Below are 25,798 nucleotides of genomic sequence, written 5' to 3' on the forward strand. Positions count from 1 at the left end.
GCCACCCGGTGGCTTGGATGAGGAGGTTCCGGTGTCCGGATCCCCGCTCCGGCGCAGGTCAGCCGTATAGGGTGAGTTTTCCGGTCCGGATGTTCGGGTGCGGGCGCGATGCCGAGAAAGTGGGGGGTGGGGGCCTTGGGTTCCGACTCGGGGGCACGTTCCGTCTTCGCGGAGCGTCTCGCGCTGCTCTACAAGGAGGCCGGAAACCCTCCCCTGAAGCGGGTTTCCGAGGCCGTCGTACGGTTACAGCGCGTCGACGAGCGGGGGCGCCCCGTACGGGTCTCGGCGCAGCGGATCAGCGACTGGCGGCGGGCGCGGAACGTACCGGCCCAGTTCGCCGCGCTCACCGCGGTGCTGCACGTCCTGATCCCCGACGCCCGGCGGCTGCGGCCCACGCCCGTGGCGCCGGGGCTGTACGACGTCGGGCAGTGGCAGCGGCTGTGGGAGGCCGCCGTCGGGAACCCGACGGTCGTCGACGTCCCCGCCGAGGAGGGCGACGAGGAACGGGACGCCCCCGCCGTACCCGCGGGGGTCTGCCCCTACCGCGGGCTCGCCTGCTACCGGCGGGAGGACGCCCGGTGGTTCTTCGGGCGGGCCCGCGCCACCGAGGCGCTGATCCGTCAGCTGTGCGCGGCCGAGGGCGACGGCGGGCTCGTGATGCTCGTCGGGGCGTCCGGCGCCGGGAAGTCCTCCCTGCTGAACGCCGGGCTCGGGCCCGCCCTCCGGGACGCCGAGCGGGAGGCCGTCCACCTCGTCCCCGGCGCGGACCCCCTCAAGGAACTGACCCGCCGAATACCCGGCCTCGGGGACATACCCGAGCTTGCCGACATAGCCGAACTCTCCGACGCAGCGACCTGCCCGGACACCCCCGGGCCCGCGGACGCCGCGCCCTGCGACCACCCCCCTCCCCCGCCCCCCGCGCCGGACATCGACCGCCGCGTCCGCGCCGCCGTCGCCGCCCTCGCCCCCGGCTCGGCCCATCCGCCCGTCCTCATCGTCGACCAGTTCGAGGAGACCTTCACCCTCTGCTCCGACGAGGACGAGCGCCGCGCCTTCATCCGCCTGCTGCACACCCTCAGCACCCCCGGCACCGGCGACCGCACCGCCCCCGCCCTGGTCGTCCTCGGCGTCCGCGCCGACTTCTACGACCAGTGCCTGCGCCACCCCGAGCTGGCCGACGCGTTGCAGCACCGGCACATGGTCCTCGGCCCCCTGACCACCGCCGAACTGCGGGACGCCGTCACCCGGCCCGCCAAGGCGGTCGGCCTTGAGCTGGAGCCGGGGCTCGCCGAGCTGATCGTGCGCGAGGTCAGCGCCGACGGCCCGCGCGGCGCCCACGACGCCGGGGTGCTGCCGCTGCTGTCCCACGCGCTGCTCGCCACCTGGCAGCGCCGCAAGGCGGGACGTCTGACGCTCGCCGGTTACCGGGCGGCGGGCGGCATCCAGGGCGCCGTCGCGGCGACCGCCGAGCGGGCCTGGTCCAGCCTCGACCCCGCCGCCCGCTCCGCCGCCCGGCTGCTGCTGCTCCGCCTCGTCAGGCTCGGTGAGGACACCCAGGCCACCCGCAGGCGCGGCACCCGGCGGCAGTTGGCGGCGGAGTCGACGGACCCGGGCAAGACGGAGGAGTCGCTGGAGGCGCTGGTCCGGGCCCGGCTGGTGACGCTGGACGCGGACACGGTGGAGATCACCCACGAGGCGCTGCTGCACGCCTGGCCCCGGCTGCGGAACTGGATCGAGGAGGACCGCGGCGGCCATCTGCTGCGCCAGCGGCTCGAAGAGGACGGCCGGTCCTGGGAGGACGGCGGCCGGGACAGCGGCCTGCTGTACCGCGGCTCCCGGCTGGAGCAGGCGCACGCCTGGGCCAGGTCCGCCGGGGACACCTCCCTGACCCGCAGCGCGGTGCGGTTCCTGGCCGCCTCGGTACGGCTGCGGCGCCGGACGCTGCTGGTCACCCGGGCGGCGGTGGCGGCCCTGCTGGTGCTGTCGGTGCTCGCGGTCACCGCGGCGGTGGTGGCGTGGCGGGAACGGGACGACGCCGTGTTCGAGCAGGTGGTGGCCGAGGCGGACCGGGTGCAGGACTCCGACCCGTCGCTGTCCGCGCAGATCGACCTGGTGGCGCACCGGCTGCGGCCCGACGACGCGGGCACCCGCAACCGCCTGGTCTCGATCGTCAACGCGCCCCTGGCCACCCCGCTGCTCGGCCACACCGGCGCCGTCTACCTCACCTCCTTCAGCCCCGACGGCAAGCTGCTCGCCTCCGCCAGCTACGACCGGACCGTACGGCTGTGGGACGTCGCCGACCCCGGCCGTCCACGCGCCCTGGGCGCACCGCTCACCGGGCACGGCAGCTGGGTCAGCACCGCCGTGTTCAGCCCGGACGGCCACACCCTCGCCAGCGCCTCCGACGACGGGACGATCCGCCTGTGGGACGTCACCGACCCCGCGCACCCGCGCACCCTCGGCCAGCCGCTGACCGGGCACGAGGGCACGGTGTACCTGCTGGCGTTCGCGCCGGACGGGCACACCCTCGCCTCCGCCAGCGAGGACCGCACCGTACGGCTGTGGGACACCACCGACCCCGGCGACGTCACCCCGGTCGGGGAGCCGCTCACCGGGCACAGCGTCGCCGTCCGCTCGGTCGCCTTCAGCCCGCGGGGCGGGACGCTGGTGGCCGGGGGCGACGACGGCACCCTGCGGCTGTGGGACGTCCGCGAGCCGCGCCACCCCCGGGCGCTGCCCGAGCCGCCCGAGGGGCACACCGACACCGTGCACTCGGTGGCGTTCAGCCCGGACGGCCGCACCCTCGCCACGGGCAGCTCCGACGACACCGTACGGCTGTGGGACGTGACCGACCCGCGGGAGCCGCGGTCCCTGGGGGCGCCGCTCACCGGGCACACCGGGCCGGTCTGGTCGGTGGCGTTCAGCCCGGACGGCGCCATGCTCGCCGCGGCCAGCGCGGACAGCACGGCGTCGCTGTGGAACGTGAGCGACCCGGCCTACCCCTCACAGGTCGGTGAGCCCCTCGCGGGCAGCAGCGGGGAGATGTTCGCCCTCGGCTTCAGCCCGGACGGGCGCACCCTCGCCACCGGCAGCGGGGACGGCAAGGTCCGGCTCTGGTCGATACCGACCGCCGACATGATCGGCCGCAACGGGGTCTTCCGGCCGGACGGGCGGGTGCTCGCCACGGCGGCGCGCGACGGGCGGATCCGGCTCTGGGACGTACGGCTCCCGCACCGGCCCCGGTCGCTGAGCGGGCCGTTCATGTCCGGCGACGGCGGCTGGCGGGCGCTGGCGTACTCCCCCGACGGCCGGACCCTGGCCGTACTGATCGACAACCGCGCCATCCAGCTGTGGAACGTCACCGACCCCCGCCGCCCCGCCCCCCACGGGCCGCCGATCGCCCTGCGGACCCGGTTCTCCGGCCCGGACGCCCTCGCCTTCAGCCCGGACGGCCACACCCTGGCGACCGCCTGGACCGACCGCAGCATACGGCTGTGGAACGTCACCGACCCGACCCGGCCGCGCCCCCTCGGCACGCCCCTGACCGGGCACAAGGGCTATGTGAACGCGCTGGTGTTCAGCTCCGACGGCCGCACCCTCGCCAGCGGCAGCGCGGACCACACCGTCCGGCTGTGGAGCGTCGCCGACCCCCGCCGCGCCGAGCCGCTCAGCGCGCCGCTCACCGGGCACCGGCGTCCCGTCAACGCGCTCGCGTTCAGCCCGGACGGCCGTACGCTCGCCAGCGGCAGCGACGACAGCACCGTACGGCTGTGGGACATCGACACGCCCGAGCCGCTCACCACCCTCACCGGGCATACCGAGGCCCTCGTCTCACTGACCTTCAGCCGGGACGGGCGCACCCTCGCCAGCGGCGGCAACGACAACACGGTGCGCCTGTGGAACGTCGCCAACCCCGCCCACGCCGCGCCCATCGGGCGGTCGATGAGCCCCAACGCCCGCACCGGCACCTTCCTCTCCTTCAGCCCCAAGACGAACATGCTGGGGGTGTCCAGCGGCACGGACACCGTCCGGCTGTGGAACCTCGACGTCGACGACGCCATCGGCCGCATCTGCGCCACGACGCGCGGAGTACTCACCGAGAAAAAGTGGGACGAGTACCTGCCCCGCCTCTCCTACGACCCGCCGTGCGACCGGTGACGCGCCCCGGGACGCGCCCCGGGACGCCACCCGTGACACGTCCGGTGACGCGTCCGGGGCTCCCGCGGGGAACGCCGCCTTGTTAGTCTTGGGTCAGCCCGATCGCTGGCGTATCCCCCGTCGTCAGCGATCGGGCGCTCGTGTGCCCGGCCGCGTCCGGCGCCGCGCGGCGGCTCCGGCGTCCTAGGGTGATCAGGAAGGTGACCGTCCGAGGGATCGGAGCACCCGTGGCAGAGGCGCACGGCCCGGCGTACGACAACGGCGAGCGGCGTACCCGCAGCATCCGCGACAACCGCCGCCACCAGTGGGAGAAGGACCGGGCCCGGCAGCCGGAGGACCAGCGCAGACGGACCGGGGCGACCGAGCGGGAGACCGGGCTCACCTCCCAGGACCTCGTCTTCCACGCCGCCTACCGGAAGGTCGAGGCGGACGACGATCTCGCCGACGCCTTCGGGGTCGCCCCGGGAACCCCCCTGCTGGAGCGCACCCACCGCACCCGGTGCGCCGTGGAGTGCTCCCCCCTCAGCCTCATCACGTCCTACCTCCGCCACGACCTGATCGCGGCCGACCCCGCCCTCCTGGACGCGGCCAACGAGCCCTGGCCGGGCGGCACCCAGAGCCAGCTGCACACCGTCGGCATCGAACTCGACCGCATCGAGGAACGCCTCACCGCCCGGTCACCGACCCCCGGCGAGACCCAACGGCTCAGACTCCCGCCCGGCACACCGGTCATCACGCTCCGCAAGATCTCCTACGACGTCCAGGACCGCGTCGTCGACGTCACCGACGTGACGCTGCCCGGGGACCGGGTGGAGCTGCGCTTCACGACGCCGCTGGAGAGGTGGTGAGCGGCTCGGCGGTCTCCCCCGCCTCAGCCGTCTCCGGCGTTTCCGCCGTCTCGTCCTCCCGCAGCACCAGGGACGGGTCCATCGCGCCGTCCGGCTTGATGCGGATGATGACGCCGGGGTAGGTGATGGCCGGGAGGATGTTGTGCCACAGGATGGCGACCCGGCCGCGCAGGTCGGTGCGCTTGGTGATGGCCTCGGAGACGAGCTGGACGCCGGTGAAGGCGGAGACGATGAACTCGGCGGTCTCCTCCGGGTTCACCTGCGGCAGCACCTCGCCCGCCTCCTTGGCCTCCGTCAGCAGCCGCGCCACCATGTCGAACCACTCGCCCCAGGGGTGCACGCCGTTGAGGAAGACGCCCTCGATCGACAGCCGGGTACCGGCGCGGGCGAGCGGGTCGTGGGCCAGGGAGTACGCGAACTGGTGGGTGATGTCCACCAGGGCCTGGAGCCGTGAACCGACCTCCGGCACCCGCACCCGCGTGGTCTGCTCGTCCATGATCGCCTGGGCCAGCGACTCCTTGGACGGGAAGTGGAAGTACAGCGCGCCCTTGGTGACCTCGGCGCGGCGGAGGATCTCCGAGAGGGCGGCACGCTCGTAGCCGTAGTCGTCGAAGACGCTAGCCGCGGCCTCCACGATCGCGCGACGCGTCTGGACAGCTCGGGCCTGCTTCGCCATTTCTCGTCCTCCACCGTCTCAAAGCTGGTGCACCCGGGAGCTTACGCGACTACCCGGTTTGTTTTATCAGGAAACGATATGCGCCCCTCACGCCGGACCCCTCGACGGGTGGCGGGTTCACGCGGATATCCGTGACTCAAATCACACTGCCGCCTGGCGCCATAAGAAACCGTTCGGCTGGTTTTTTGGCAGACTCCGTCTCCAAGAGCCTCCGCAAACGACCGCTCTTTACTGAGGGATACCGTAATGACCGTGCTCAGTAGCGCCGTCCCGATCGTCACCGACCGGATCGTCCCGCCGCCGCAGATGACCATCCCTCAGCAGTACGTCCACCGCAGCGACGAGGCGGACGTGCTGCTCTCCCACTTCACCGCGGAGAGCGACGACACCTACCGGATAGCCGTGCGCTGGCCGCGCGCCCACGCCCTGTTCGCGCCGACCGGCGGCGGTCGCGGGAACCCGATGCTGATGGCGGAGACCGTCCGCCAGTGCGGCGCCGTCGTCTCCCACGCCGTCTACGACGCCCCGCTCGACCAGCACTTCCTGCTGTGGAACCTGCGCTACGAGGTACCCGACGACGTCTACGCCGCCGCCCTGCCGCCGACCCCGACCGAGGCCGTCGTGCGCTGCGTGGACGTGCGGCTGCGGGGCCGCAAGCTGGCGGAGTTCGGGCTTGAGGTGAAGCTGTACCGGGGTCCCCTGCTGATCGGCCGCGGCGGTCTGCGGGCGACCTGTGTCTCCGAGGCCGCCTACCGCAGGCTCCGCCCGACCCGCCCCCGGCCCACCGCGACGGACCCGCTGCCCGCGCCCGTGCCGCCCGCCAGCGTCGGACGCGACCGCGCCGAGGACGTCCTGCTCGCGCCCACCGGCCGCCCCGGCGCCTGGTTGCTGCGGGTCGACCAGGAGCACCCGGTCATCTTCGACAGCCAGCACGACCACGTGCCCGGCCGCGCCCTCGTCGAGGCGATGCGCCAGACGGCCACCGCGTTCACCGGCCGCGGGCGGGCCGTCGCCCCCGCGCTGCACGCCGACTTCCACCACTACGTCGAACTCGACGCCCCCTGCGAACTCCTCGCCGAACCCGGCCCCACCGCCCTCTCCCACGGCCGCGCCGCCGTCCTGGTGACCCTGCGCCAGTCCGGCCAGGTCGCCGCGACGGGGCTGGTCACCCTCGGCGCGGCGGACCGGGTGCCCGCGCCGTGACGGGCGACGGCGGCCCGGCGGACCACGGCAGCGAAGGCACCGGCTCCATCGGCATGGCGGGCCTGGCCAGCGCGGGCGCAACCGGTGCTGGCGGTCCGGTGGTTCTCGTCAGTGGGGGTACCGGTTTCGTCGGGGCGGCCGTGTTGCGTGCGCTGGCCGCCGACCCGCGGCTCGCCGCGCCCGGTGCCGTCCGCGCGCTGGTGCGCCGGGTACCCGCGCCGGAGCGGCGGATCGCCGGGGTGACCTACCTGACCGGCGACCTCACCGACCCGCGCACCCTGCGCGGTCGGTGCGACGGCGTACGGGCCCTGGTGCACTGCGCCTCCCTCATCAGCGGCGACGAGACCGCCTGCACCGCCGTCAACGTCGACGGCACCCGGGCGCTGCTGGCGGAGGCCGACCGGGCCGGGGTACGGCACACCGTCCAGCTCAGCACCACCGCCGTCTACGGCGCCGGACCCCACCGCGACCTGGCCGAGGACGCGGTGCCGACCGCGCCCGCCTCGCCCACCAGCCGCACCCGGCTGCTCGCCGAGGGCGCCGTGCGCGCCGCCGGCGGGGTCGTCGTACGGCCACCGCTGGTGTACGGGCCCGGTGACGTGTGGGTCGTACCACTCCTCGCCGAACTGCTGCGCCGGGTGCCCGCGTTGGTGGGGCACGGGCGGGCGCGGCTGTCCGTCGTCGCGGTGGCCGACCTCGGCCGGTTGCTCGGCGCCCTCGCCCTCGACCCCGCCGCCGTGCCGGACGGGAGCGTGCACCACGCCGGGCATCCCGACCCCGTCACCCTGCGCGACCTGGTGCGGGAACTGGGGCGGGCGGTGGGGCTGCCGGTGCCGGCGGAAGGGCTCGACGTGGAGCCCTACCTGGAGCGGCTGAGCGCCGTGCCGGGGCGGGCCAGCGACCATCAGGCGCGGCTCCTCGCCGAGGACCGGTGGTACCGGTCGGACGTCTGGGCGCTGACCGGCTGCCCGGTCGGCCCCGGCCTCGCGGCCCGGTTGCGGGAGGCCGCGCCGTGGTACCGGGAGCATCTCGCCGTAAGCGGGGACCCCGGCTCTCCCCGTTGCCCCCGCTCTCGTCGTACCGCTGGTCCGAAGCCGGTACCGGCTCCGCCCGTACCACCCCTTGGAACGGGTGGAACGGGATCGGGCCGCCGTTGACCGGGCCTCGGTCCGCTCGGGGGTGGAGGTGCCGGTGATCCGCAGCCAGGTGTCCGGCTGCGGGAACCGGCGGGACCCGGCGGGACCCGGCGGGACCCGGCGGGACCCGGCGGGACCCGGCCGGTCAGCCCGGCCTTGACCGGACGGCCCGTCCGCGGCGCGGCAGTCGAGGGACATCCGTCATCCGGCCCGGGAACGGGGTGCCCCCGCCGTCCAGCGCCACGGAACCGGCGACCGTGCGGCTCGCCCACGACGTCCACCGGCCGACGCCCCGTCAGCTTCTGGAACCGAGGCCGCGGTTGAGGCAGTCTTTGCCGATGTGGGGAGCGTTCCGTATCAGGCAGGGCCGGGTGACACGGCCGCGCACATGGTCGTGTGCGGCGACGACGGGCTGGCGCACCGGCTCGCGACCGAACTGCGCGGGGTCTACGGCGAGCAGGTGACGCTGGTCGTGCCGCCCTCCGGGCGCCGGGTGCGGCAGCCGGTGGTGGGCAGGGCACGGGCCGCCTCCGCGGCGCTCCTGGACCGGATGGTCAGCGCCGCCGTCAGCCGTGCCGGGGGCGCCAACGGCGCCGTCGGCCCCCCGGGCGAGGGCACCGGCAACGAACGGATGCTGGAGGCCACCGAGCCCACCGAGGCCGTGCTCGCCGACGCGGGCGTGGAACGCGCCGCCGCGCTGGCCCTGGTGTACGACGACGACGAGACCAACATCCGCGCCGCCCTCACCGCCCGCCGCCTCAACCCCCGGCTGCGCCTGGTCCTGCGGCTCTACAACCGCCGCCTCGGCCAGCACATCGAGGCCCTCCTCGACCAGTCCGCCGCGCTCGCCACCGGTGACATGTCGGCCGCGGAACTCGACGCCTCCACCACCGTGCTCTCCGACGCCGACACCGCCGCGCCCGCGCTGGCCGCGACCGCCGTCGTCGGCACCAGCAAGGTCGTCCAGACCGACGGGCTGCTGCTGCGCGCGGTGGAGCGCACCCCGCCCGCGCCCGGCCAGGTCGCCGACCCCGGGCTGTGCACGCTGGCCCTGCTGTCGGCGACCAGCAGCGACCCGGCCGGTGCGGACGGCTCGGAGGACAGCGGGGAGAGCGGGCCCCGGCTGCTGCCCGACGAGCACGAGGTCGCGGCGGCCACCGGACGCGGCACGGTCGCCCTGGAACAGGTCTCCTACACCGGCCCACCGCGGTCCACGGGGCGCGGCCGGGGCGTCAGTGTCGTACCGCCCTTCGCCTCGCTGTTCTCGCGGCGGCTGCGCTGGTCGCTGGCCGGGCTCGCGGGCGCGGTCGGCGCGCTCACCGTGGCGCTGTCCCTGGTCACCGGCGACCACTTCCTGCACTCCGCCTACGAGACCCTGCTCGACCTGTTCGCCATCAACGACCCCGCTCTCGACGACTCGCCGGGCCGCCAGGTCCTGCAACTCCTCGCGGGTCTGCTCGGACTGCTGCTGCTGCCGGTGCTGCTGGCCGCCGTCCTGGAGGCGCTCGGCACCTTCCGCAGCGCCTCCGCGCTGCGCAAGCCGCCGCGCGGGCTCGCCGGGCACGTCGTCCTGCTCGGGCTCGGCAAGATCGGCACCCGGGTGCTGACCCGGCTGAGGGAACTCGACATACCCGTGGTCTGCGTCGAGGCCGACGACGACGCGCGCGGCCTGGCCACCGCCCGGCGGCTGCGGGTGCCGGTCGTGCTCGGCGACGCCACCGAGGAAGGCGTCCTGGAGGCCGCCAAGATCCATCGCGCCCACTCCCTCCTCGCCCTGACGAGCGTCGACACCACCAACCTGGAGGCGGTGCTGTACGCCCGGTCGGTCCGCCCCGACCTGCGCGTCGTGCTCCGCCTGTACGACGACGACTTCGCCACCGCCGTGTACCGCACCCTGCGGGCCGCGCACCCCGCGGCGCTCACCCGCAGCCGAAGCGTCACCCACCTCTCGGCGCCCGCGTTCGCCGGGGCGATGATGGGCCGCCAGGTGCTGGGCGCCATCCCGGTCGAGCGGCGGGTGCTGGTCTTCGCCGCCGTCGAGGTCCGGGGCATCCCGCAGCTGGAGGGCCGGACGGTCGCCGACGCCTTCCGCGCCGGGCACTGGCGGGTGCTGGCGCTGGACGCGCTGGCCCCCGAGGACCGCCGCCCCGACCTGGCGACCGCGCCGCCGCCCGGCGCGCCCGGCACCCACCCGCCCGCCTCCGGCCTCATCTGGGACCTCCCGCCCACCTACGTCCTGCGCGCCGAGGACCGCGTCGTCCTGGCCGCGACCCGCCAGGGCCTCGCCCAGCTGACGGGACGGCACCGGACGACGCGCTGACGGACGCGGGGCGTTCGGGGACACTGGCCGCATGGGCTTCGCCACCGGCTTCGAGCAGCTCCACGGCGCGCTCTCCCCGGGCAAGCAGCACGAACTCAGCGAACGGCAGTCCGCGCTGCTGCTGCGCGACGACGACGAGGACGGGGCACCGCCGCACCGCACCCGGGTGGACCTGGAGGGCGGGGTGGCGGTGGTGCGGCTGCCGCCCGCGTCCCCCGGGTCCCAGTAGTCCCCGGTGTCCCCGGTGTCCCCGACGCCCTGACGGGCGCCCGCCCGGCGTCGGGGCTCAGCCCCGGGCGGTGGCCGCCCTGCCCAGGTGTCGCTCGGCGAACTCCAGTTCCAGACGGACCTGCTTGATCCGTTCGTCGACGACGAGCGAGCCGTGCCCGGCGTCGTAGCGGTACACCTCGTGGACGGCGTCGCGGGCCTGGAGGCGCTTGACGTAGTTCTCGATCTGGCGGATGGGACAGCGCGGGTCGTTGACCCCGGCGGTGATGTAGACGGGCGCCTTGACCTGGTCGACGTAGGTCAGCGGCGACGACGCCTCGAACCGCTCGGGGACCTCCTCGGGGGTCCCGCCGAGGAGGGTGCGGTCCATGGCCTTCAGCGCCTCCATCTCGTCGTGGTACGCGGTGACGTAGTCCGCGACGGGGACGACGGCGATGCCCAGCGCCCACGCCTCGGGCTGGGTGCCGAGGCCGAGGAGGGTGAGGTAGCCGCCCCAGGAGCCGCCCGTCAGGACGAGGCGCTCGGGGTCCGCGAGCCCCGAGGTGACCGCCCACTCCCGGACCGCGGCGATGTCCTCCAGCTCGATCAGGCCGACCCGGTGCTTGAGCGCGTCCGTCCACGCGCGCCCGTACCCGGTGGAGCCGCGGTAGTTGACGCGCACCACCGCGTACCCGTGGTCCACCCAGGCGGCCGGGCCCGCGGCGAAGGAGTCGCTGTCGTGCCAGGTCGGACCGCCGTGGATGTCGAACACCGTCGGCAGCGGTCCGCTCGCGCCCGCGGGCCGCTGCACCAGCGCGTGGATCCGGCCGCCCGGACCCTCCACCCACACGTCCTCCACCGGCACCGAGCCCGGGGACCGCATCCCCGGCGGGTCGAGCACCACACCGCCCGTCGTGGAGCGCACCGCCGACGGCTCGGCGGCCGACGACCACAGGTACTCCACGCTGCCGTCCGGGCGGGCCGTCGCCCCCGACACCGAGCCGGGCGGGGTGTCGATCCGCTCCAGCGCGCCCGCCGCCAGGTCGTAGCGGAACAGCTCGCTGCGGGCCTCGAAGCCGTGCACGACCAGCAGCCCCGAGCCGTCCGGGTACCACTCGGCGCTCACGTCGCCGGGCAGGTCGAGGGCGAGGTCCGTCTCCGTGCCCGTCGCCACGTCCCACACCAGCGGCTCCCAGCGGCCCCGCCGCTGGTGCCCGATGAGCAGCCGGGTGTCCCCCTCGACCGGCGCGAAGCCCAGCACCTCAAGGCCCAGCTCGACCGCGCCGCCCTTGGTGTCGTCCAGCTCCGCCACCGCCGTACCGTCCTGGCGGAGGACGCGCAGGGCGGAGTGCATCGCGTCGCCGTGCTCGGTGTGCTCGATCGCGATCAGCGAACCGTCGTGCGACAGCCCGCCGACGCCCGCCGACTCGCGGTGCCGGTAGATCTCCACCGGGGGCCCGCCCACGCGGGCCAGGTGGATCGTCGTACCGTCCTCGTCCGTGGAGCGGCCCACCACCGCGGTGCGGCCGTCGCGGGCGAGGGCGAGGCCCGCCGGGTAGGACGGGTCGAGGCCGGGCACCGCCAGCTCGTCCGGGCCGCCCGCGAAGGGCTGGCGGCGCCAGATCCCGAACTCGTCGCCGTCCTTGTCGTCGAACCACCAGATCCACTGGCCGTCCGGGGAGAGCACGCCGTCCGTCGTGCCGTTCGGCCGGTCGGTCACCTGGCGCTGCTCGCCGGTGGCGCGGTCCCACGTGTACAGCTCGTACGTCCCCGTGGCGTTCGACACGAACAGGGAGCGGTCCGGCGCGTCCTCCGCCCAGTCGGGCAGCGACACCCGTGGCGCCCGGAAGCGCTTCTCCCAGTCGGGCACCACCTCGCCCTGCCCCCTCGGTCCTTCCTGACCGCTCGATCCGTACGCGTCCCGCTGGTCCGGCGCCACTGCCCCGTTGCTCTCAGTCATGACCCCATACTGCCCGCACCGACCGGCAGCCCGCTGGCGAGACCCCCAGCCTGTGGAAAACTCCCACACCGGGCCACCCCGTCACACCCAGCCTGTGGACAACTTCTTCACCCTCTCCGGGCGTCCCCGTACCCCGCGGCCGGATCCCCGGCCCCCGCCCCGTACCGTTGAGGCGTGTACCGGTTCCTGCTGACGCCCCGCTGGTGGGGGATCAACGTCTTCGTCCTGCTCGCCATCCCCTTCTGCGTGTTCATGGGGTCCTGGCAGCTGGGCCGGTTCGAGGAGCGCGTCGACAACCACCGCGGCGCCGGCCAGGAGACCGCCGCCGACCAGCACCGGGCGGCCCGCCCGCTGGCCGAGCTGCTCCCCGTGGACAAGGAGACCTCCGGCGACCGCGCCACCGCCACCGGCCGGTACGCCGACCAGCTCCTCGTCCCCGACCGGGACCTCGACGGCAAGCGCGGCTACTACGTCCTGACGATGCTGCGCACCGACTCCGGCAAGGCCCTCCCCGTCGTCCGCGGCTGGCTGCCCGGCACCGCCGACCCGGCGGAGGCGCCCGCCCCGCCGACCGGCGAGACCACCGTCACCGGCGCGCTCCAGGCATCCGAGAACCCCGGGGAGAACGGCGTCAGCGGGCGGAGCGGCCTGCCCGCCGGCCAGACCGCCGCGATCAGCACGGCCTCGCTGGTCAACCTGGTGCCGTACGACCTCTACGACGCCTGGGTCACCCTCGACGAGGCCGACTCCGGCATGACGGCCGTACCGGCGACGGCGCCGCGGGACACCGGCCTCGACCTCAAGGCGTTCCAGAACCTCGGCTACACCGGGGAGTGGTTCGTCTTCGCGGGCTTCGTCGTCTTCATGTGGTTCCGGCTGTTCCGCCGCGAGGTGGAGTTCGTCAGGGACGCGGAGCTGGGGCTGATACCGGAGGAGGAAGCCGCCACACCGTCCGTCGTCTGAGCCGGAGCCGGGCTGGCCCCGGCGCCCCGGACTCCGTACGGACCTCAGACAGCGGGCAGCACCCCGGTGCGGAACACCGTCCCGGCGCAGGCGTTGGAGACCACCGCGGAGACCGTGGGCGCCCCGGCCGCCGCCGTGTAGGACACGGTGACGCTGCCGTCCGCCGTCCCCTCCGCGGCCAGCGACTGCGTGGCCGTCCCGGTGTCACCGCCGGTGGAGGTGCCCTGCGTGCCGCCTGTCGGCGTCGAGCTCGGGTCGGCCGACGGGTCGGTGCCGCCGGTCTCGCCGCCGCTCGTGTCACCGGTGCCGCCGCCGGGGCTGCCGCCGTTGGTGGGGCAGGTCTCGGAGGGCACCCAGGCGAACCTCACCTCGTAGGCGTCCCCCGACTTCAGCAGCAGCGAGGAGACCTCGAGGGACGGGTCGGGCAGGCTGCCCGCCGCGTCGCCCGCGGTGTGGCTGACCACGCTGATCCGGGTGCCGTCGGCGGCGCCCTGGGCGAGGGTGTCGACGGAGCCCGGGGCGTCGACGGTGCAGCCGTTGCCGGAGATGTTGGTGATCCGGAACGTGCCGTAGACCGCGCCCATGGAGTCGGGCACGTCGACCGAGGAGGTGCTGTTGAGCTGCGCCGCGGCGCACACGGGCGTGTCGACCTCGGTGCTCGCCGAGGGACCCGCGCTGTCGCTGGGCCCACCCTCGCCGTTGCCGCCGCTGTTCGTGTCGCCCTGGTCGGAGCCTCCGCCGCCCTGGTTCTCGGTCTGCCCGGAGGTCGCGCCGGTGCCCTCGGAGCCGCCCTTGGCCTTGCCCTCGCTCGCCCCGCCCTGCGCCTGGGAGCCGTGCCCCGCGATGGAGGGGTTGGCGCTGCCGCCGGAGGAGTTCGAGACGTGCAGGACGGCGGGGATCGCGGTGCCGACGAACAGCGCGGCGGCGGCGAGGCCGACGGCGGCCTGCCGCTTGCGGGCGCGGCGCGCGGGCACGGCACGGCGCAGGTGCTCCAGTGTGCCGTCGCTCGGCTCGATCTCCCGCACGGCCTGCTGGAGCATCCGCCGCAGCGCCAGCTCGTCCGAGGCGAGCGCGTCGGAGGCGAACGCGTGCCTGGCGAACGCGTCGTCGGAGGCGAACGCGTCGTCGGAGGCGAGGGCGTCCGAGGCCGGATCGACCGGGCTCGGCTCAGCTCCGGCTCCGGCTCCGGCTCCGGCTCCGGCTCCGGCTCCGGCTCCGGCTCCGGCTCCGGCTCCGGCTCCGGCTCCGGCTCCGGCTCCGGCTCCAGTCTGCTCGTCATGACCGTGCACGGGGTGCTTCTCGGATCCCTGGTCACGGGGGCCGTGGTTCACAGTTCGGTTCCCGGTGTGCGTGTCCTGCTGCTGCGGCTCTTCATCTCCCCGGCCCGGCCACGCGGGCCGCTCCGGACGATCGTCATCGTGCCGCCCGCTCATGCCGAGGCCCCCATGGAGACACGTAGGGCCGCGATCCCGCGGGAGCCGTAGGCCTTCACCGAGCCCAGCGATATGCCGAGCGTCTCGGCGACCTGAGCCTCGGTCATGTCCGCGAAGTAGCGCAGCACGAGCACCTCGCGCTGGCGGCGCTGGAGCCCCTTCATCGCCCGGATGAGGGAGTCGCGTTCCAGCTGGTCGTACGCGCCCTCCTCGGCGCTCGCCATGTCCGGCATCGGCTTGGACAGCAGTTTCAGCCCGAGGATGCGGCGGCGCAGCGCGGAGCGGGAGAGGTTGACCACCGTCTGCCGCAGATAGGCCAGGGTCTTCTCCGGGTCGCGGACGCGTTTGCGCGCGGAGTGGACGCGGATGAACGCCTCCTGGACGACGTCCTCGCAGGACGCGGTGTCGTCGAGGAGGAGGGCCGCGAGACCGAGCAGGGAGCGGTAGTGGGCGCGGTAGGTCTCGGTGAGGTGGTCGACCGTCGTACCGGCGGCCGCCACCTCGGCCTGGTCGGCACCGTCACGCTGGCTTGGGATGCGGGCGGGCCGCGCTGCGGGCATCGGCGCGATCACCGGCAGGCCGCCGGACGCACCAGCCAGACCGGGCCGGAAGGGCCGGGGGGCGGGCCGGAGTGCCGTGCCGCGCGTCGTCGCTGTGAAGTCGAGTACCTCTGCCACGTCTGTTGGACACGCTTCCCCCCGCGGGGGTTGTACGTGCCAGGCGTTACTTTCACGCCGGACGGCTCGACCGGCGCCGCCATCGTTGTCGTCACCGCCGCCGACGCCGCTTCCGCTGCCGTTCCCGCTGTCGTCGTTCTCGCGTCAGGCAGCACGACCGACGGTGTGTCACTTGCCCTCATGCGTCCCGCTCTTCCCCTATGTCCAGTGAAACGGGCGTCCCCACGCCCGCGAGCACGGCGTCCCCACGCCGTGTAGAGCACGTCCTCAGGCCCCGGAAGGGCGTCCGCATAGACGCTCCCCGCCGGCCGCGCGGTTGCGGAGGGCGGGGAAGCAAATCCTCAGACGCCGAGGGGGTCGAGTTCAAGTGGTCCGGACCACCAACCAGCTCACATGTGGCCTGCACTTGTCATGCCCAGATGATCTTACGCACCGAACCGGCCAGGGCCAGGCGTTAATCGGCCACCGCGGCGGCGTACCGCGACCGGAACGGCCTCACACCCGTTCCGCCGCCACCAGCTCCGCGATCTGCGCGGTGTTGAGGGCCGCGCCTTTGCGTACGTTGTCCCCGCACACGAAGAGTTCGAGCGCCGTCGGATCGTCGAGGGCCCGCCGCACCCGCCCCACCCAGGTCGGATCGGTGCCCACAACGTCGGCGGGGGTGGGGAACTCCCCGGCCGCGGGGTCGTCGCACAGCACCACGCCGGGCGCGGTGGCGAGGATCTCGCGGGCCCGGTCCACGGTGACCTCGCCCTCGAAGCGGGCGTGGACGGTCAGCGAGTGCCCGGTGACGACGGGAACCCGTACACAGGTCACCGCGACGGGCAGCCCGGGCAGCGAGAGGATCTTCCGGGACTCGTCGCGGACCTTCATCTCCTCCGACGACCAGCCGTCCTCGCGCAGCGACCCGGCCCACGGGACGACGTTCAGCGCGACGGGCTCCGGGAACGGCCCCGTGTTGTCGCCGACGGCCCGCCGTACGTCACCGGGGCTGGTCCCCAGTTCGGTCCCGGCGACGAGGTCGATCTGCTGCCGCAGGGTCTGCACCCCGGCCCGCCCGGCCCCGCTGACCGCCTGGTACGAGGAGACGACCAGCTCCCGCAGCCCGAACTCGGCGTGCAGCGCGCCCAGGGCGACGATCATCGACAGGGTGGTGCAGTTCGGGCTGGCGACGATCCCGCGCGGCCGGTTGCGGAGGGCGTGCGGATTGACCTCGGGCACGACCAGCGGCACCTCGGGGTCCATCCGGAAGGCGCCGGAGTTGTCGACCACCACCGCGCCCTTGGCGGCGGCGACGGGCGCCCAGTGCGCGGAGACCTCGTCGGGGACGTCGAACATGGCGATGTCGACGCCGTCGAGGGCCTCCTCGCTCAGCGCCACCACCTCGGCCTCGGCACCGCGCACGGCCAGCTTGCGGCCGGCCGAGCGCGGCGAGGCGATCAGACGGATCTCGCCCCAGATGTCCGCGTGCTGGGACAGGATCTGGAGCATGACGGCGCCGACGACCCCGGTCGCCCCCACGACCGCGAGCGTCGGTCGGCCGGTCATCGCCCGGTGCCTCCGTAGACGACGGCCTCGTCGCTGTCGGAGTCGAGCCCGAAGGCGGAGTGCACGGCGCGGACGGCCTCGTTGACGTCGTCGGCGCGGGTGACGACCGAGATGCGGATCTCGGAGGTCGAGATCAGCTCGATGTTCACCCCCGCGTCGCTGAGCGCCTCGAAGAACGCGGCGGTGACGCCCGGGTTGGTCTTCATACCCGCCCCGACCAGGGAGATCTTGCCGATCTGGTCGTCGTACCGGAGCGAGTCGAAGCCGATCCCGGCCCGGTTCTTCTCCAGGGCGTCGATGGCCTTGCGCCCCTCGGTCTTCGGCAGGGTGAACGAGATGTCGGTCAGCCCGGTGGACGCGGCCGAGACGTTCTGCACGACCATGTCGATGTTGATCTCGGCGTCGGCGATCGTGCGGAAGATGGCGGCAGCCTCGCCCGGCTTGTCCGGCACACCGACGACCGTGATCTTGGCCTCGGAGGTGTCGTGCGCGACACCGGAGATGATGGCCTGCTCCACCTGCTGTTCCCCTCGCGTAATCGGCTCACTGCTGACCCAGGTGCCCTGCAGTCCACTGAAGCTGGACCGGACGTGGATCGGGATGTTGTAGCGGCGGGCGTACTCCACGCACCGGTGGAGCAGCACCTTGGACCCGGACGCGGCCAGCTCCAGCATGTCCTCGAAGGAGATCCAGTCGATCTTCCGGGCCTTCTTCACCACGCGCGGGTCGGCGGTGAACACGCCGTCGACGTCGGTGTAGATCTCGCAGACCTCCGCGTCCAGGGCGGCGGCCAGCGCGACGGCGGTGGTGTCGGACCCACCGCGCCCCAGCGTGGTGATGTCCTTCTTGTCCTGCGAGACGCCCTGGAACCCGGCGACGATGGCGATGTTGCCCTCGTCCACCGAGGCCCGGATGCGGCCCGGCGTGACGTCGATGATCCGGGCTTTGTTGTGGACCGAGTCGGTGATGACCCCGGCCTGGCTGCCGGTGAACGACTGGGCGTTGTGGCCCAGGTTCTTGATCGCCATGGCCAGCAGGGCCATGGAGATCCGCTCCCCGGCGGTCAGCAGCATGTCGAGTTCCCGCCCGGCAGGCATCGGGGAAACCTGCTCGGCGAGATCGATCAGCTCGTCCGTCGTGTCGCCCATCGCGGAAACGACCGCAACCACCTGGTTGCCGTTCTTCTTCGCTTCCACGATCCGCTTGGCGACGCGCTTGATGCCCTCGGCATCGGCTACGGAGGAGCCTCCGTACTTCTGCACGACAAGGCCCACGTGCGCTCCTCGCTCAATCCGTCTCTTTCCGCACGTACGTAGATGTACTGCGGTCGGCTCAGTCTATCGAGCGCCCGAAATCCACCCCACTGGTATCGCATGGTGAGATGTCCCGCTCACCCTGCGATCACCCGGCGTGTTCTTCCGGTCGCCCGCCTTGGCACATGCCCATCCGGGGCGGGGGCATCCGGAAAGTGGCCCAGCTCACTCTTTCCGACGGAGGCGGGATCGCTCAGGGAGCGAGGTCCTTCAGCGGTTCGGTCTCCGGGGCATGACGTTCCAGTTCCTCGAACTCCTCGACGGACATCTGCGGCTGGTGCTCGGCCCTGGGGGTCATGGCCCTCACCCTCTTCCGTCAGGGGCGTTCGACGCGGATGTGCCGACGGTTCGCTGCCTCGGTGAGGGCGCGGATGTCGCCGGGGTCGTCGGTGATGATCGGCACCCCGCCGTAGGCGATGGACGCGAGGACGACGCCGGCGTCGATGACGTCCGACGTCTTGCTCTCCTGGCACAGCACCGCCGCCGCCCTCGCCAGGCTCTCGGTGAAGGACAGCACCTCACAGCCCCGCAGCACACGGTGGAGAGCAGCCGCCTTCGGACGGGAGTCCCACCCCTGGGCGAGGACGCCCGCCGGGACGAGCGGGGTGCTCCCCCTGTCGAGCAGACGGAGGTGCCGCCGGAGGAAGCGCTGGTCGTTCTTGACGGCAGCGATCAAGGCACCGGTGTCGTAGACGACGTGGCTCATGCGCTCCGGCGCTCCTCTCGCGTATCACCGAAGAGGTCGTCGACCCACGCGTCGGCCTCCGCCAGTTCCTCGGACGTGGGCCATCCGTGCTCCTCGAAGTGCTCCTCCATCGCCCGCCGCCCCTCACGCAGGCGGCGACGCTTGCCGAGGTACTCCTCCAGTGCCCGGCTGACCACTGCCGAGATCTGCTCGTCCTCCTCCTCGGCGCACCGCCGCAGGGCCTCTCCGAGGTCGGCATCCACACTCACGCTGAACTTCACCTTCTCCGCCATATTACGAACGTAATCCGCCGCTTAAGCTGCGGCAACGGGGCCCGCGGCCCCCGTCACGGGCGGAACGTGGCCGGGATCGCCCTCTTCTCCTCCTCTTCGATCTCCTTGCGGCACTCGACGCAGATGCCCCTCACCAGCCACACCGTCCGTTCGTCCTGGCCGCAGAAGCCGCAGGCCATGAGGGCGCGGGTGACTCGGCCGCCCCTCGGGCGGGACGCGGCGGTCTTGTCGGTTCGCTTCGGGGGCATCTTGGTCTCCAGTCGGTTGCGGGCGAGTCCGCCCGGGTTGGTCACGGTGGGTGGCAAGCCGTCCGTCAGGGCTCGGATGACGCCGTTCGGTGTCGCGCCCCGGGTCAGCCACTCGGCCACGAGCGGTTCGAGTGCTCGGCAGTCGGATTCGGACAGCGTCATACGGCGGTCCGCCGCGCGCAGTTCTACGAGGGTCAGGTAGGCGTCGCTCGGCTCGTCGGCGGCGGGTTCCGGCTCCGGCGCGGGCTCGGGTTCGGGTGCGGGCTCCGGCTGCGGCTCCTCGGTGCGGGCCAGGCCGGGGGCGTGGCTCCTCGTCACGTCCTTGCCGTGGCGCTCCCGCGTGAACTCCGCCCACCACTCCTCTGACCTGGGCGTACGTGACCAGTACGTGCGCGTCACCCAGCGCATGGTGTTGTCGTCGAGCGTGATGTGCTCTTTGATCCAGCGCAGGTGACCGGCGTCGATGAGCTGGTTCAGCGCGGTGCGGATGGCCTGTTGGCCGTAGCGGGGGTGTTCGTCCGCGAGCACCTTGTGGGCCATCGAGTGGCCGTCGGCGAGGTGGTCGACGAAGACGGCGATCTCGCGGGCGCGGAGGCTCAGGTGTGCGAAGTCCGGGTCCGCGTGCGGGTCTTCGTCACCCGATGAGCGTTTGCCGTACCCCGTTTTGGCCATGGGGTGGGACGGGGAGGGGAGGGCAGGATTAAGGTGGGCGTAAGCCGCCATCGAAGGGTCCATTCGATGAGTAGGTCCAGGCCCCGGAGCCGGTGTTGGCGCACCGACCGGGGCCGATCTATTGCCGCGAACCTAGAGCGGCTTTACGTTCCGAAGCAAGTCGAGCACGGAACGTCACCCGTTCGAGCTACGGCGCTTCAACTCACGTACAGGCTTGGTTAGTTGGTTGGATTTCAACCAAACCAAGAAACCCAGAAAACCCATGGGAAGGGCTCGGATCCCGGGGCTCAAGCTCCGGGCTGAACTGCGGCGATGAACGCCGCCCAGGCGGGGGCCCCGACGGTTATCTCGGGGCCGGTGGGGTTCTTGGAGTCGCGGATGTGGGTGGTGGTGCGGGTTTCGAGGGCTACTTCGACGCAGGCGCCGCCTTCGTTGTCGCTGTAGCTCGACTTGAGCCACCTCAGCCTGTCGCTCATCACTGATCCACCATCCGCTCGATGAAAGGGGCCGACTCAGCGGGGCTGAGGGCCTGCGCGCGGATCATGCTTAGCCGCTGGGTGACACGGCTGACAACCTGCGGATCGCCCGACAGTTCACTGGCGATCGGCCCCTCGGTGAAGGCGAAGCGTTCGTGGTCGCGGTTCTCCAGCAGGACCATCGGGCCGATGATCGCGTCGCTGACAGCCCGCTCGAACGGGAGCACCTGGAGCGTCACGTTTCGCAGCCGAGCCACTTCCAGCAGTCGGCCGAGCTGTTCAGCGTCCACCTGCGGGCTGCGCAACGCCGCCTCGTACAGCACGAAGCTGAAGGCCACTGGTGGTTTCCGCTGCGTCAGGATCGCCTGCCTCTCCATTCGCGCGGCGATCCGCTGCTCGATCGTCTCGTCATCCAGGGGCGGGATGCGGTTCTCGATCAGGTCCCGCGCGTACGCCTCCGTCTGCAACAACCCCGGGACCAACGTGACCTCGTACCACCAGAGGCTGATCGCCTCCCTCTCCCGCTCCATGTAGTCCTGGGCCCGTACGGGGAACTTCTCCTTCTGGAGGTAGTCCTTCGCCGCGCTCAGTAACCCCTCCGCCCGGCACAGTTCGTCCGCCACGTCGAGTACGCGCGGCGTCGGCATCCGTACGCCCTGCTCCATGGACTTGATGGTGTCCGGGGAGTAGTTGGCGGCGGCCCCGAGTTCCTCGCGGCTCACGTTGGCCTTGGTGCGCCAGCGCTTCATCTGGTTGCCGCTGTAGCGCCAGGCGACGGGGGACGAGTGGGAGTTGTACTGGACTGACACGGCACGCACCTCCGACCGATACACCCCGGCGTGTACCACCCGGGTCACTACCGAGCGTAGCTCGCCTCGGACACCGTGTGACCATGAACTACGCGATTCACGCACCCGACTGGGTCCCCGCCTCCGGCCACCAACTGCACGTCAGCGGCGTGTACTTCGACGCCGTACGGATCGAAGGTGTGCGCGGCGAGGTCGTCGCCGAGCGGCTGATCGAGGAGACGGACGGGGACGCCGGGCCCGTCGTCTGTGAGGTGAGCGGGTTCCGGTGGATGTACTTCCTGCTCGCGCCCGGGGAGGTGCGGAGGCATTCGTGGCCGCTCGGGGTGCAGCAGTTCGGGGGGCGGGGCGTCCGGACCGTCACCTACATCGGCATCCCCGCGCTCGACGGGAACACCTGGCCCCTGCGCTGGTACAGCGAGCCGACGGCCACGGCGCCGTACGTCGACCCGGAGCGCCTGCGTCAGGCGACGACCGTCACCGGGAGGGAGGTGCGGCGGGGTACGGCCTGACTGTCGGGGGCCGTGGTGTCGACCAGGCGGATGAGGAGCGGCGTCGAACCGGTCGGGCCCTCCGGGAGCGCGCGCAGGCGGTAGCGGACGACGCGGGCGGCTTCCAGCGCCAGGGGCGTGCCGTCCGGGTAGAGGGACGGTGGGTAGACGTCGTTGGCGACGCGCAGGTCCGCGGGGCGCCAGGCGCCGGTGGCGGGGTCCCGGCGTTCCAGGACCAGGCCGTTGGCCTCGGCGGCGGGGCCCTCGCCGATCAGTATCTCCATCTGGAGGGCCACCAGGATCTGTGGATAGGCGCGGGTGTTGCCGTTGTGGACGGAGACGGTGAACTCCTGCGCCTCACCGCCCCGTGGCAGGACGATACGGCCGCCGGAGGTGGAGGCGTACATGCTGAGGGTGGTGGGGGCTGGGGGTGTCCTTGTGGGCGGGGGCGGGGGCGGGGGCGGGGGTGTCGGGGTGGCCGTCGTCCTCGTCGGGGTCGGCGTCGGGGTCGCCGATTCCGGGGTCGGGGTCGGAGTGGAAGTCGGGCGCGTCCGCGTGGGGGTCGGGGAGGGGGAGACTGAGGCCGACTCCGACGGTGACTCCGCGGCGGCCTCGTCCTGCGGGCCACAGCCCGTGAGCAGTACGACCAGTGCCGCGAGTCCGATGACCCCTGCCCGTATGTCCCGCATGTTCCGCGTTCCCCCCGCCGTACGACCGTGCCGCCGTCACCCTAGGCGGGGGCGTGCTGCGGGGGCGCAACGCTGAGGTGTCGCTTGGGACACGGACACCCGTCCGGCTTACGCCTCGGTCGCCGTGCGCGCCGCCTGCCTGCGGGACTCCCACTCGGCGTCGGAGACCTCCGGGTGGGCTTCCCGGATGCGGCGCTTCACGTCAGCCCAGTTGCTGTACTGGCTCATCAGATCGCCTCCCGCCTCGGGTCGAAGGCGAACAGCACACGGATTTCCGTACCGCGCGAGCTACCCGGTCGCAGCTCTGCCTTCACCTCAACGGATGAACGGTCCGGTGGGAGGAGTCCTTGGCTTACTGGGGGGCCGAGGAGCGGAGGCCCAGGGGTGCCGCGATCTCCTCGGCCATGACCGCGCCCGCCTCGAATTCCAGGGTGTCGTCGCCCATGCCCTGGTCGGTGTCCAGGCCGTCCAGTTCGGCGAGGGGCTGGTTGAGGCGGACGTGGGCCAGGACCGAGTGGAGGGCGCGGAGGGTGGCGGAGGCCGTGGAGCCCCAGTTGGAGAAGTAGGAGAACTGCCACCACCACAGGGCCTCCGTGGTGCGGCCCGCGCGGTAGTGGACCATGCCGTGGCGGAGGTCGGCGATCACGTCGGCCAGGTCGTCGGAGATGCGGGCCGGGACCGGGGCCTTGCGGGGCTCGTACGGGTCGAAGACCTCGGAGTAGACGTCGATCGGGTCCAGCAGGCGGGCCAGGTTCTCGCGGAGGCTGTCGACGTCCTGCTCCGGGCCCGGGTCGGGCTCGTAGCGGTCGTCGGGGACGATGTCCTCGTGGGCGCCCAGACGGCCGCCCGCCAGGAGGAGCTGGGAGACCTCCAGGAGGAGGAAGGGGACCGCCGAGTCCGGCTCGTCGCCCTTCGCGACCTCCGTCACGGCGACCAGGAAGCTGCCGATCTGGTCCGCGATCTGGACCGCGAAGTCGTCCGGGTTCTGGCTCGTCGCGTGCAGCGTGGCGTCAGACATCTAGGAGTCGTCTCCCCTCGAAGGCGCGGCCGAGGGTGACCTCGTCCGCGTATTCCAGGTCGCCGCCCACCGGGAGGCCGCTGGCCAGGCGGGTGACCTTCAGGCCCATGGGCTTGATCATGCGGGCGAGGTACGTCGCCGTCGCCTCGCCCTCCAGGTTCGGGTCCGTCGCCAGGATCAGCTCGGTGACCGTGCCGTCGGCGAGGCGCGCGAGGAGTTCCCGTATCCGCAGGTCGTCCGGGCCGACGCCCTCGATCGGGCTGATCGCGCCGCCCAGGACGTGGTACCGGCCCCGGAACTCACGCGTGCGCTCGATCGCGACGACGTCCTTCGGTTCCTCCACGACGCAGATCACCGAGAGGTCGCGGCGGGCGTCACGGCAGATGCCGCACAGTTCCTCCTGCGCCACGTTGCCGCAGGTCGCGCAGAAGCGGACCTTCGCCTTCACTTCGAGCAGGGCCTGGGCGAGCCGTCGTACGTCCGTCGGTTCCGCCTGGAGGACGTGGAAGGCGATCCGCTGCGCGCTCTTGGGACCGACGCCGGGCAGCCGCCCCAGTTCGTCGATGAGGTCCTGGACCACGCCTTCGTACAACGGACTGCCGTCCCTTCAGATGGTCTTTCGGTACGTACGGTAGTTGGCCCGCGCCCGCTTAGAAAGGCAGGCCGGGGATACCGCCGCCGCCCAGACCCTGGGCCAGCGGGCCGAGCTTCTCCTGCTGGAGCGCCTGCGCGTTCTCGTTGGCGGCGTGCACCGCGGCGACGATCAGGTCCGCGAGGGTCTCGGTGTCCTCCGGGTCCACCGCCTTCGGGTCGATCGCCAGGGCCCGCAGCTCTCCGGCGCCGGTCACGGTGGCCCTGACCAGGCCGCCGCCCGACTGGCCGTCCACCTCGGTCCGCGCCAGTTCCTCCTGGGCCTGCGCCAGGTCCTGCTGCATCTTCTGGGCCTGCTGAAGCAGCTGCTGCATGTTGGGCTGGCCACCACCGGGGATCACGATCAGCTCCTCGCCTTCAGGTCGTCTTCCTGGGTCGAGCCTACGTGGTCCCTGCGGGGCTCGCCCCGCCACTCTTTCGAGTGAGTCAGGGCTCTGGCCTATACCTGATCAACGCCCTCTTCCGGGCGGAAAAGCGGCGATAACGGCGCCTTCGCCACCCATTGGGCGGTAGGAAGGGTCCCGCACGGGTGCCGGACGCAGTTGACCAGTAGGGAGTGCCGGGTGGGTCAGCCGGAGATGCAGCCCGAGAGGCCGCCGCGGGACGGGCGGGACGAGGGGGCGGCCGGGCTGCGGCCGGGCGATCTGGCCGGGCGGGCGTTCCCGCTCGGCGACTGGGGGGAGCCGGCGGAGCGGCTGGACGAGCTGTACCGGTGGGTGGAGCGGGGGGCGCTCCAGACCGTGGCCTGGTACCTCGTCGGGCGGGTGTGGAAGCGGCGGTGGGCGCGTCTGCTGCGGGGCGGGGCCGCGGGCGGGGGCGTCGTGGGGGTGGTGTTGCCGGTGCTGGAGCTGGCGGGGGTGCTGGGCGGGGCCGCGGTGTGGGGGTACCTGGCACTGGTGGTGGCGGGGGCGTGTGTGGGGGTGGACCGGTTCTTCGGGGTGACGTCCGGGTGGATGCGGGACGTCGCGACCGCGCAGGCGGTGCAGCGGCGGTTGCTGGCGTTGCAGTTCGACTGGGCGGCGGAGAGCGTGCGGGAGGTGCTGGGGCCCGCGGAGGGGACCGCGGGCGAGGCGGCGGAGCGGTGCCTCGGGGTACTGCGGCGGTTCTCGGAGGACGTGGGGGAGTTGGTGCGGGGGGAGACGGTGGACTGGGTGGTCGAGTTCCGGGTCGGGGGGGCCGTGCCGTGGGGGGTGCGGGCCGGGGGTGCCTGCGGGGGGCGCGGGGAGGCCGGGGTGGGGGTCGCGGGGCGGTTCCCTCTGCCGCCTTCCGGGAACGGGGCCCGGCCCAACATGCCCCGGCAGCGACCGCCGGAGCCGCGGTGAGGTGA

General features: G+C 73.0%; 23 protein-coding genes and 1 pseudogene. 9 read left to right on the plus strand and 15 right to left on the minus strand.

All coding sequences use genetic code 11. The features are described 5' to 3' along the window. Positions 1 to 126: 126 nt before the first annotated feature. A complete protein-coding gene (locus ABZ659_RS20280; RefSeq protein WP_360221631.1) occupies positions 127 to 4,158 on the plus strand; it encodes an AAA family ATPase in 4,032 nt (1,343 codons plus the stop codon). A gap of 227 nt (positions 4,159 to 4,385) precedes the next feature. Then, positions 4,386 to 5,006, plus strand: a complete 621-nt coding sequence (locus ABZ659_RS20285) for a UTRA domain-containing protein (protein WP_360221634.1) — start codon at positions 4,386 to 4,388, stop codon at positions 5,004 to 5,006. Here ABZ659_RS20285 and ABZ659_RS20290 read toward each other — a convergent pair. Beyond that, positions 4,981 to 5,682: a ScbR family autoregulator-binding transcription factor gene (locus tag ABZ659_RS20290; RefSeq protein WP_360221637.1), complete on the minus strand. Its 702-nt coding sequence runs from the start codon at positions 5,680 to 5,682 to the stop codon at positions 4,981 to 4,983. The genes ABZ659_RS20285 and ABZ659_RS20290 overlap by 26 nt on opposite strands. Positions 5,683 to 5,928: 246 nt before the next feature. On the opposite strand from ABZ659_RS20290, the gene ABZ659_RS20295 reads away from it, so the two are divergent. The 4 genes and pseudogenes from ABZ659_RS20295 to ABZ659_RS20310 all read left to right on the plus strand — a co-directional run. Next, positions 5,929 to 6,885 (plus strand): ScbA/BarX family gamma-butyrolactone biosynthesis protein, encoded by a 957-nt coding sequence (locus ABZ659_RS20295; RefSeq protein ID WP_360221640.1) that lies wholly within the window; start codon positions 5,929 to 5,931, stop codon positions 6,883 to 6,885. Beyond that, positions 6,882 to 8,042, plus strand: a complete 1,161-nt coding sequence (locus ABZ659_RS20300) for an NAD-dependent epimerase/dehydratase family protein (protein ID WP_360221643.1) — start codon at positions 6,882 to 6,884, stop codon at positions 8,040 to 8,042. The genes ABZ659_RS20295 and ABZ659_RS20300 overlap by 4 nt, the downstream gene beginning before the upstream one ends. A 367-nt stretch (positions 8,043 to 8,409) precedes the next feature. Further along, entirely contained in the window at positions 8,410 to 10,341 is a 1,932-nt protein-coding gene (locus tag ABZ659_RS20305; RefSeq protein WP_360221646.1) for an NAD-binding protein, read from the plus strand. 25 nt (positions 10,342 to 10,366) lie between these two features. Further along, a pseudogene (locus ABZ659_RS20310) lies at positions 10,367 to 10,570 on the plus strand (DUF6191 domain-containing protein); the annotation flags it as partial. Between the two features lie 57 nt (positions 10,571 to 10,627). Here the strand turns inward: ABZ659_RS20310 and ABZ659_RS20315 are convergent. After that, a complete protein-coding gene (locus ABZ659_RS20315) occupies positions 10,628 to 12,508 on the minus strand; it encodes a prolyl oligopeptidase family serine peptidase (RefSeq protein WP_360221649.1) in 1,881 nt (626 codons plus the stop codon). A 174-nt stretch (positions 12,509 to 12,682) separates the two neighbouring features. On the opposite strand from ABZ659_RS20315, the gene ABZ659_RS20320 reads away from it, so the two are divergent. After that, the gene (locus tag ABZ659_RS20320) at positions 12,683 to 13,471 is read left to right on the plus strand and encodes an SURF1 family protein (protein WP_360221652.1); all 789 of its coding nucleotides are present in this window, start codon (positions 12,683 to 12,685) and stop codon (positions 13,469 to 13,471) included. 44 nt (positions 13,472 to 13,515) lie between these two features. On the opposite strand, the gene ABZ659_RS20325 is transcribed toward ABZ659_RS20320, so the two are convergent. The 9 genes from ABZ659_RS20325 to ABZ659_RS20365 all read right to left on the minus strand — a co-directional run bounded on the left by ABZ659_RS20325 (position 13,516) and on the right by ABZ659_RS20365 (position 21,565). Continuing rightward, a complete protein-coding gene (locus ABZ659_RS20325) occupies positions 13,516 to 14,760 on the minus strand; it encodes a hypothetical protein (protein ID WP_360221655.1) in 1,245 nt (414 codons plus the stop codon). A 140-nt stretch (positions 14,761 to 14,900) separates the two neighbouring features. Continuing rightward, positions 14,901 to 15,503: a SigE family RNA polymerase sigma factor gene (locus ABZ659_RS20330; protein WP_360221915.1), complete on the minus strand. Its 603-nt coding sequence runs from the start codon at positions 15,501 to 15,503 to the stop codon at positions 14,901 to 14,903. A gap of 573 nt (positions 15,504 to 16,076) precedes the next feature. Continuing rightward, complete coding sequence (locus ABZ659_RS20335; RefSeq protein ID WP_360221658.1) at positions 16,077 to 17,129, minus strand: aspartate-semialdehyde dehydrogenase; 1,053 nt, start codon at positions 17,127 to 17,129, stop codon at positions 16,077 to 16,079. Beyond that, on the minus strand, positions 17,126 to 18,403 hold the full coding sequence (locus ABZ659_RS20340; RefSeq protein ID WP_360221661.1) for an aspartate kinase: 1,278 nt from the start codon (positions 18,401 to 18,403) through the stop codon (positions 17,126 to 17,128). The genes ABZ659_RS20335 and ABZ659_RS20340 overlap by 4 nt, the downstream gene beginning before the upstream one ends. 355 nt (positions 18,404 to 18,758) lie before the next feature. Further along, positions 18,759 to 19,148: a hypothetical protein gene (locus tag ABZ659_RS20345; protein WP_360221664.1), complete on the minus strand. Its 390-nt coding sequence runs from the start codon at positions 19,146 to 19,148 to the stop codon at positions 18,759 to 18,761. After that, the gene (locus ABZ659_RS20350) at positions 19,145 to 19,420 is read right to left on the minus strand and encodes a hypothetical protein (RefSeq protein WP_360221667.1); all 276 of its coding nucleotides are present in this window, start codon (positions 19,418 to 19,420) and stop codon (positions 19,145 to 19,147) included. Before ABZ659_RS20350 ends, ABZ659_RS20345 begins: the two co-directional genes overlap by 4 nt. A 53-nt stretch (positions 19,421 to 19,473) precedes the next feature. Further along, positions 19,474 to 20,340, minus strand: coding sequence for a hypothetical protein (locus tag ABZ659_RS20355; RefSeq protein ID WP_360221670.1), 867 nt, complete (start codon positions 20,338 to 20,340; stop codon positions 19,474 to 19,476). Positions 20,341 to 20,627: 287 nt separating this feature from the next. Next, complete coding sequence (locus ABZ659_RS20360; RefSeq protein ID WP_360221673.1) at positions 20,628 to 20,816, minus strand: DUF397 domain-containing protein; 189 nt, start codon at positions 20,814 to 20,816, stop codon at positions 20,628 to 20,630. Further along, on the minus strand, positions 20,816 to 21,565 hold the full coding sequence (locus tag ABZ659_RS20365) for a helix-turn-helix transcriptional regulator (RefSeq protein ID WP_360221918.1): 750 nt from the start codon (positions 21,563 to 21,565) through the stop codon (positions 20,816 to 20,818). Before ABZ659_RS20365 ends, ABZ659_RS20360 begins: the two co-directional genes overlap by 1 nt. A 137-nt stretch (positions 21,566 to 21,702) precedes the next feature. On the opposite strand from ABZ659_RS20365, the gene ABZ659_RS20370 reads away from it, so the two are divergent. Beyond that, complete coding sequence (locus tag ABZ659_RS20370) at positions 21,703 to 22,134, plus strand: hypothetical protein (protein ID WP_360221676.1); 432 nt, start codon at positions 21,703 to 21,705, stop codon at positions 22,132 to 22,134. On the opposite strand, the gene ABZ659_RS20375 is transcribed toward ABZ659_RS20370, so the two are convergent. From ABZ659_RS20375 to ABZ659_RS20390, 4 genes are all read right to left on the minus strand, one after another. After that, positions 22,086 to 22,520: a hypothetical protein gene (locus ABZ659_RS20375; protein ID WP_360221679.1), complete on the minus strand. Its 435-nt coding sequence runs from the start codon at positions 22,518 to 22,520 to the stop codon at positions 22,086 to 22,088. The genes ABZ659_RS20370 and ABZ659_RS20375 overlap by 49 nt on opposite strands. Positions 22,521 to 23,154: 634 nt before the next feature. Then, the gene (locus tag ABZ659_RS20380) at positions 23,155 to 23,820 is read right to left on the minus strand and encodes a DUF5063 domain-containing protein (RefSeq protein WP_360221682.1); all 666 of its coding nucleotides are present in this window, start codon (positions 23,818 to 23,820) and stop codon (positions 23,155 to 23,157) included. Beyond that, positions 23,813 to 24,412: a recombination mediator RecR gene (recR, locus tag ABZ659_RS20385; protein WP_360221685.1), complete on the minus strand. Its 600-nt coding sequence runs from the start codon at positions 24,410 to 24,412 to the stop codon at positions 23,813 to 23,815. The genes ABZ659_RS20380 and recR overlap by 8 nt, the downstream gene beginning before the upstream one ends. 58 nt (positions 24,413 to 24,470) lie before the next feature. Then, positions 24,471 to 24,812 carry a YbaB/EbfC family nucleoid-associated protein gene (locus ABZ659_RS20390; protein ID WP_360221688.1) on the minus strand — a complete coding sequence of 114 codons (342 nt, stop codon included), beginning with the start codon at positions 24,810 to 24,812 and terminating at the stop codon, positions 24,471 to 24,473. Positions 24,813 to 25,034: 222 nt separating this feature from the next. Between ABZ659_RS20390 and ABZ659_RS20395 the strand changes: the two genes are divergently transcribed. Next, the gene (locus ABZ659_RS20395) at positions 25,035 to 25,793 is read left to right on the plus strand and encodes an SLATT domain-containing protein (protein ID WP_360221691.1); all 759 of its coding nucleotides are present in this window, start codon (positions 25,035 to 25,037) and stop codon (positions 25,791 to 25,793) included. Positions 25,794 to 25,798 lie beyond the last annotated feature (5 nt).

The organism is Streptomyces sp. NPDC006997 (assembly GCF_040635175.1).
Classification (GTDB): Bacteria; Actinomycetota; Actinomycetes; order Streptomycetales; family Streptomycetaceae; genus Streptomyces.

What these genes read in the sequence shown, in the direction of transcription:
- ABZ659_RS20380 (WP_360221682.1), bottom strand. Translation starts at nt 23,820, where the DNA reads ATGTCTGACGCCACGCTGCACGCGACGAGCCAGAACCCGGACGACTTC.
- ABZ659_RS20350 (WP_360221667.1), bottom strand. Translation starts at nt 19,420, where the DNA reads ATGGCGGAGAAGGTGAAGTTCAGCGTGAGTGTGGATGCCGACCTCGGA.
- ABZ659_RS20365 (WP_360221918.1), bottom strand. Translation starts at nt 21,565, where the DNA reads ATGAAGCGCTGGCGCACCAAGGCCAACGTGAGCCGCGAGGAACTCGGG.
- ABZ659_RS20375 (WP_360221679.1), bottom strand. Translation starts at nt 22,520, where the DNA reads ATGTACGCCTCCACCTCCGGCGGCCGTATCGTCCTGCCACGGGGCGGT.
- ABZ659_RS20335 (WP_360221658.1), bottom strand. Translation starts at nt 17,129, where the DNA reads ATGACCGGCCGACCGACGCTCGCGGTCGTGGGGGCGACCGGGGTCGTC.
- ABZ659_RS20315 (WP_360221649.1), bottom strand. Translation starts at nt 12,508, where the DNA reads ATGACTGAGAGCAACGGGGCAGTGGCGCCGGACCAGCGGGACGCGTAC.
- ABZ659_RS20355 (WP_360221670.1), bottom strand. Translation starts at nt 20,340, where the DNA reads ATGGCCAAAACGGGGTACGGCAAACGCTCATCGGGTGACGAAGACCCG.
- ABZ659_RS20295 (WP_360221640.1), top strand. Translation starts at nt 5,929, where the DNA reads ATGACCGTGCTCAGTAGCGCCGTCCCGATCGTCACCGACCGGATCGTC.
- ABZ659_RS20305 (WP_360221646.1), top strand. Translation starts at nt 8,410, where the DNA reads ATGGTCGTGTGCGGCGACGACGGGCTGGCGCACCGGCTCGCGACCGAA.
- ABZ659_RS20360 (WP_360221673.1), bottom strand. Translation starts at nt 20,816, where the DNA reads ATGAGCGACAGGCTGAGGTGGCTCAAGTCGAGCTACAGCGACAACGAA.
- ABZ659_RS20345 (WP_360221664.1), bottom strand. Translation starts at nt 19,148, where the DNA reads ATGAGCCACGTCGTCTACGACACCGGTGCCTTGATCGCTGCCGTCAAG.
- ABZ659_RS20290 (WP_360221637.1), bottom strand. Translation starts at nt 5,682, where the DNA reads ATGGCGAAGCAGGCCCGAGCTGTCCAGACGCGTCGCGCGATCGTGGAG.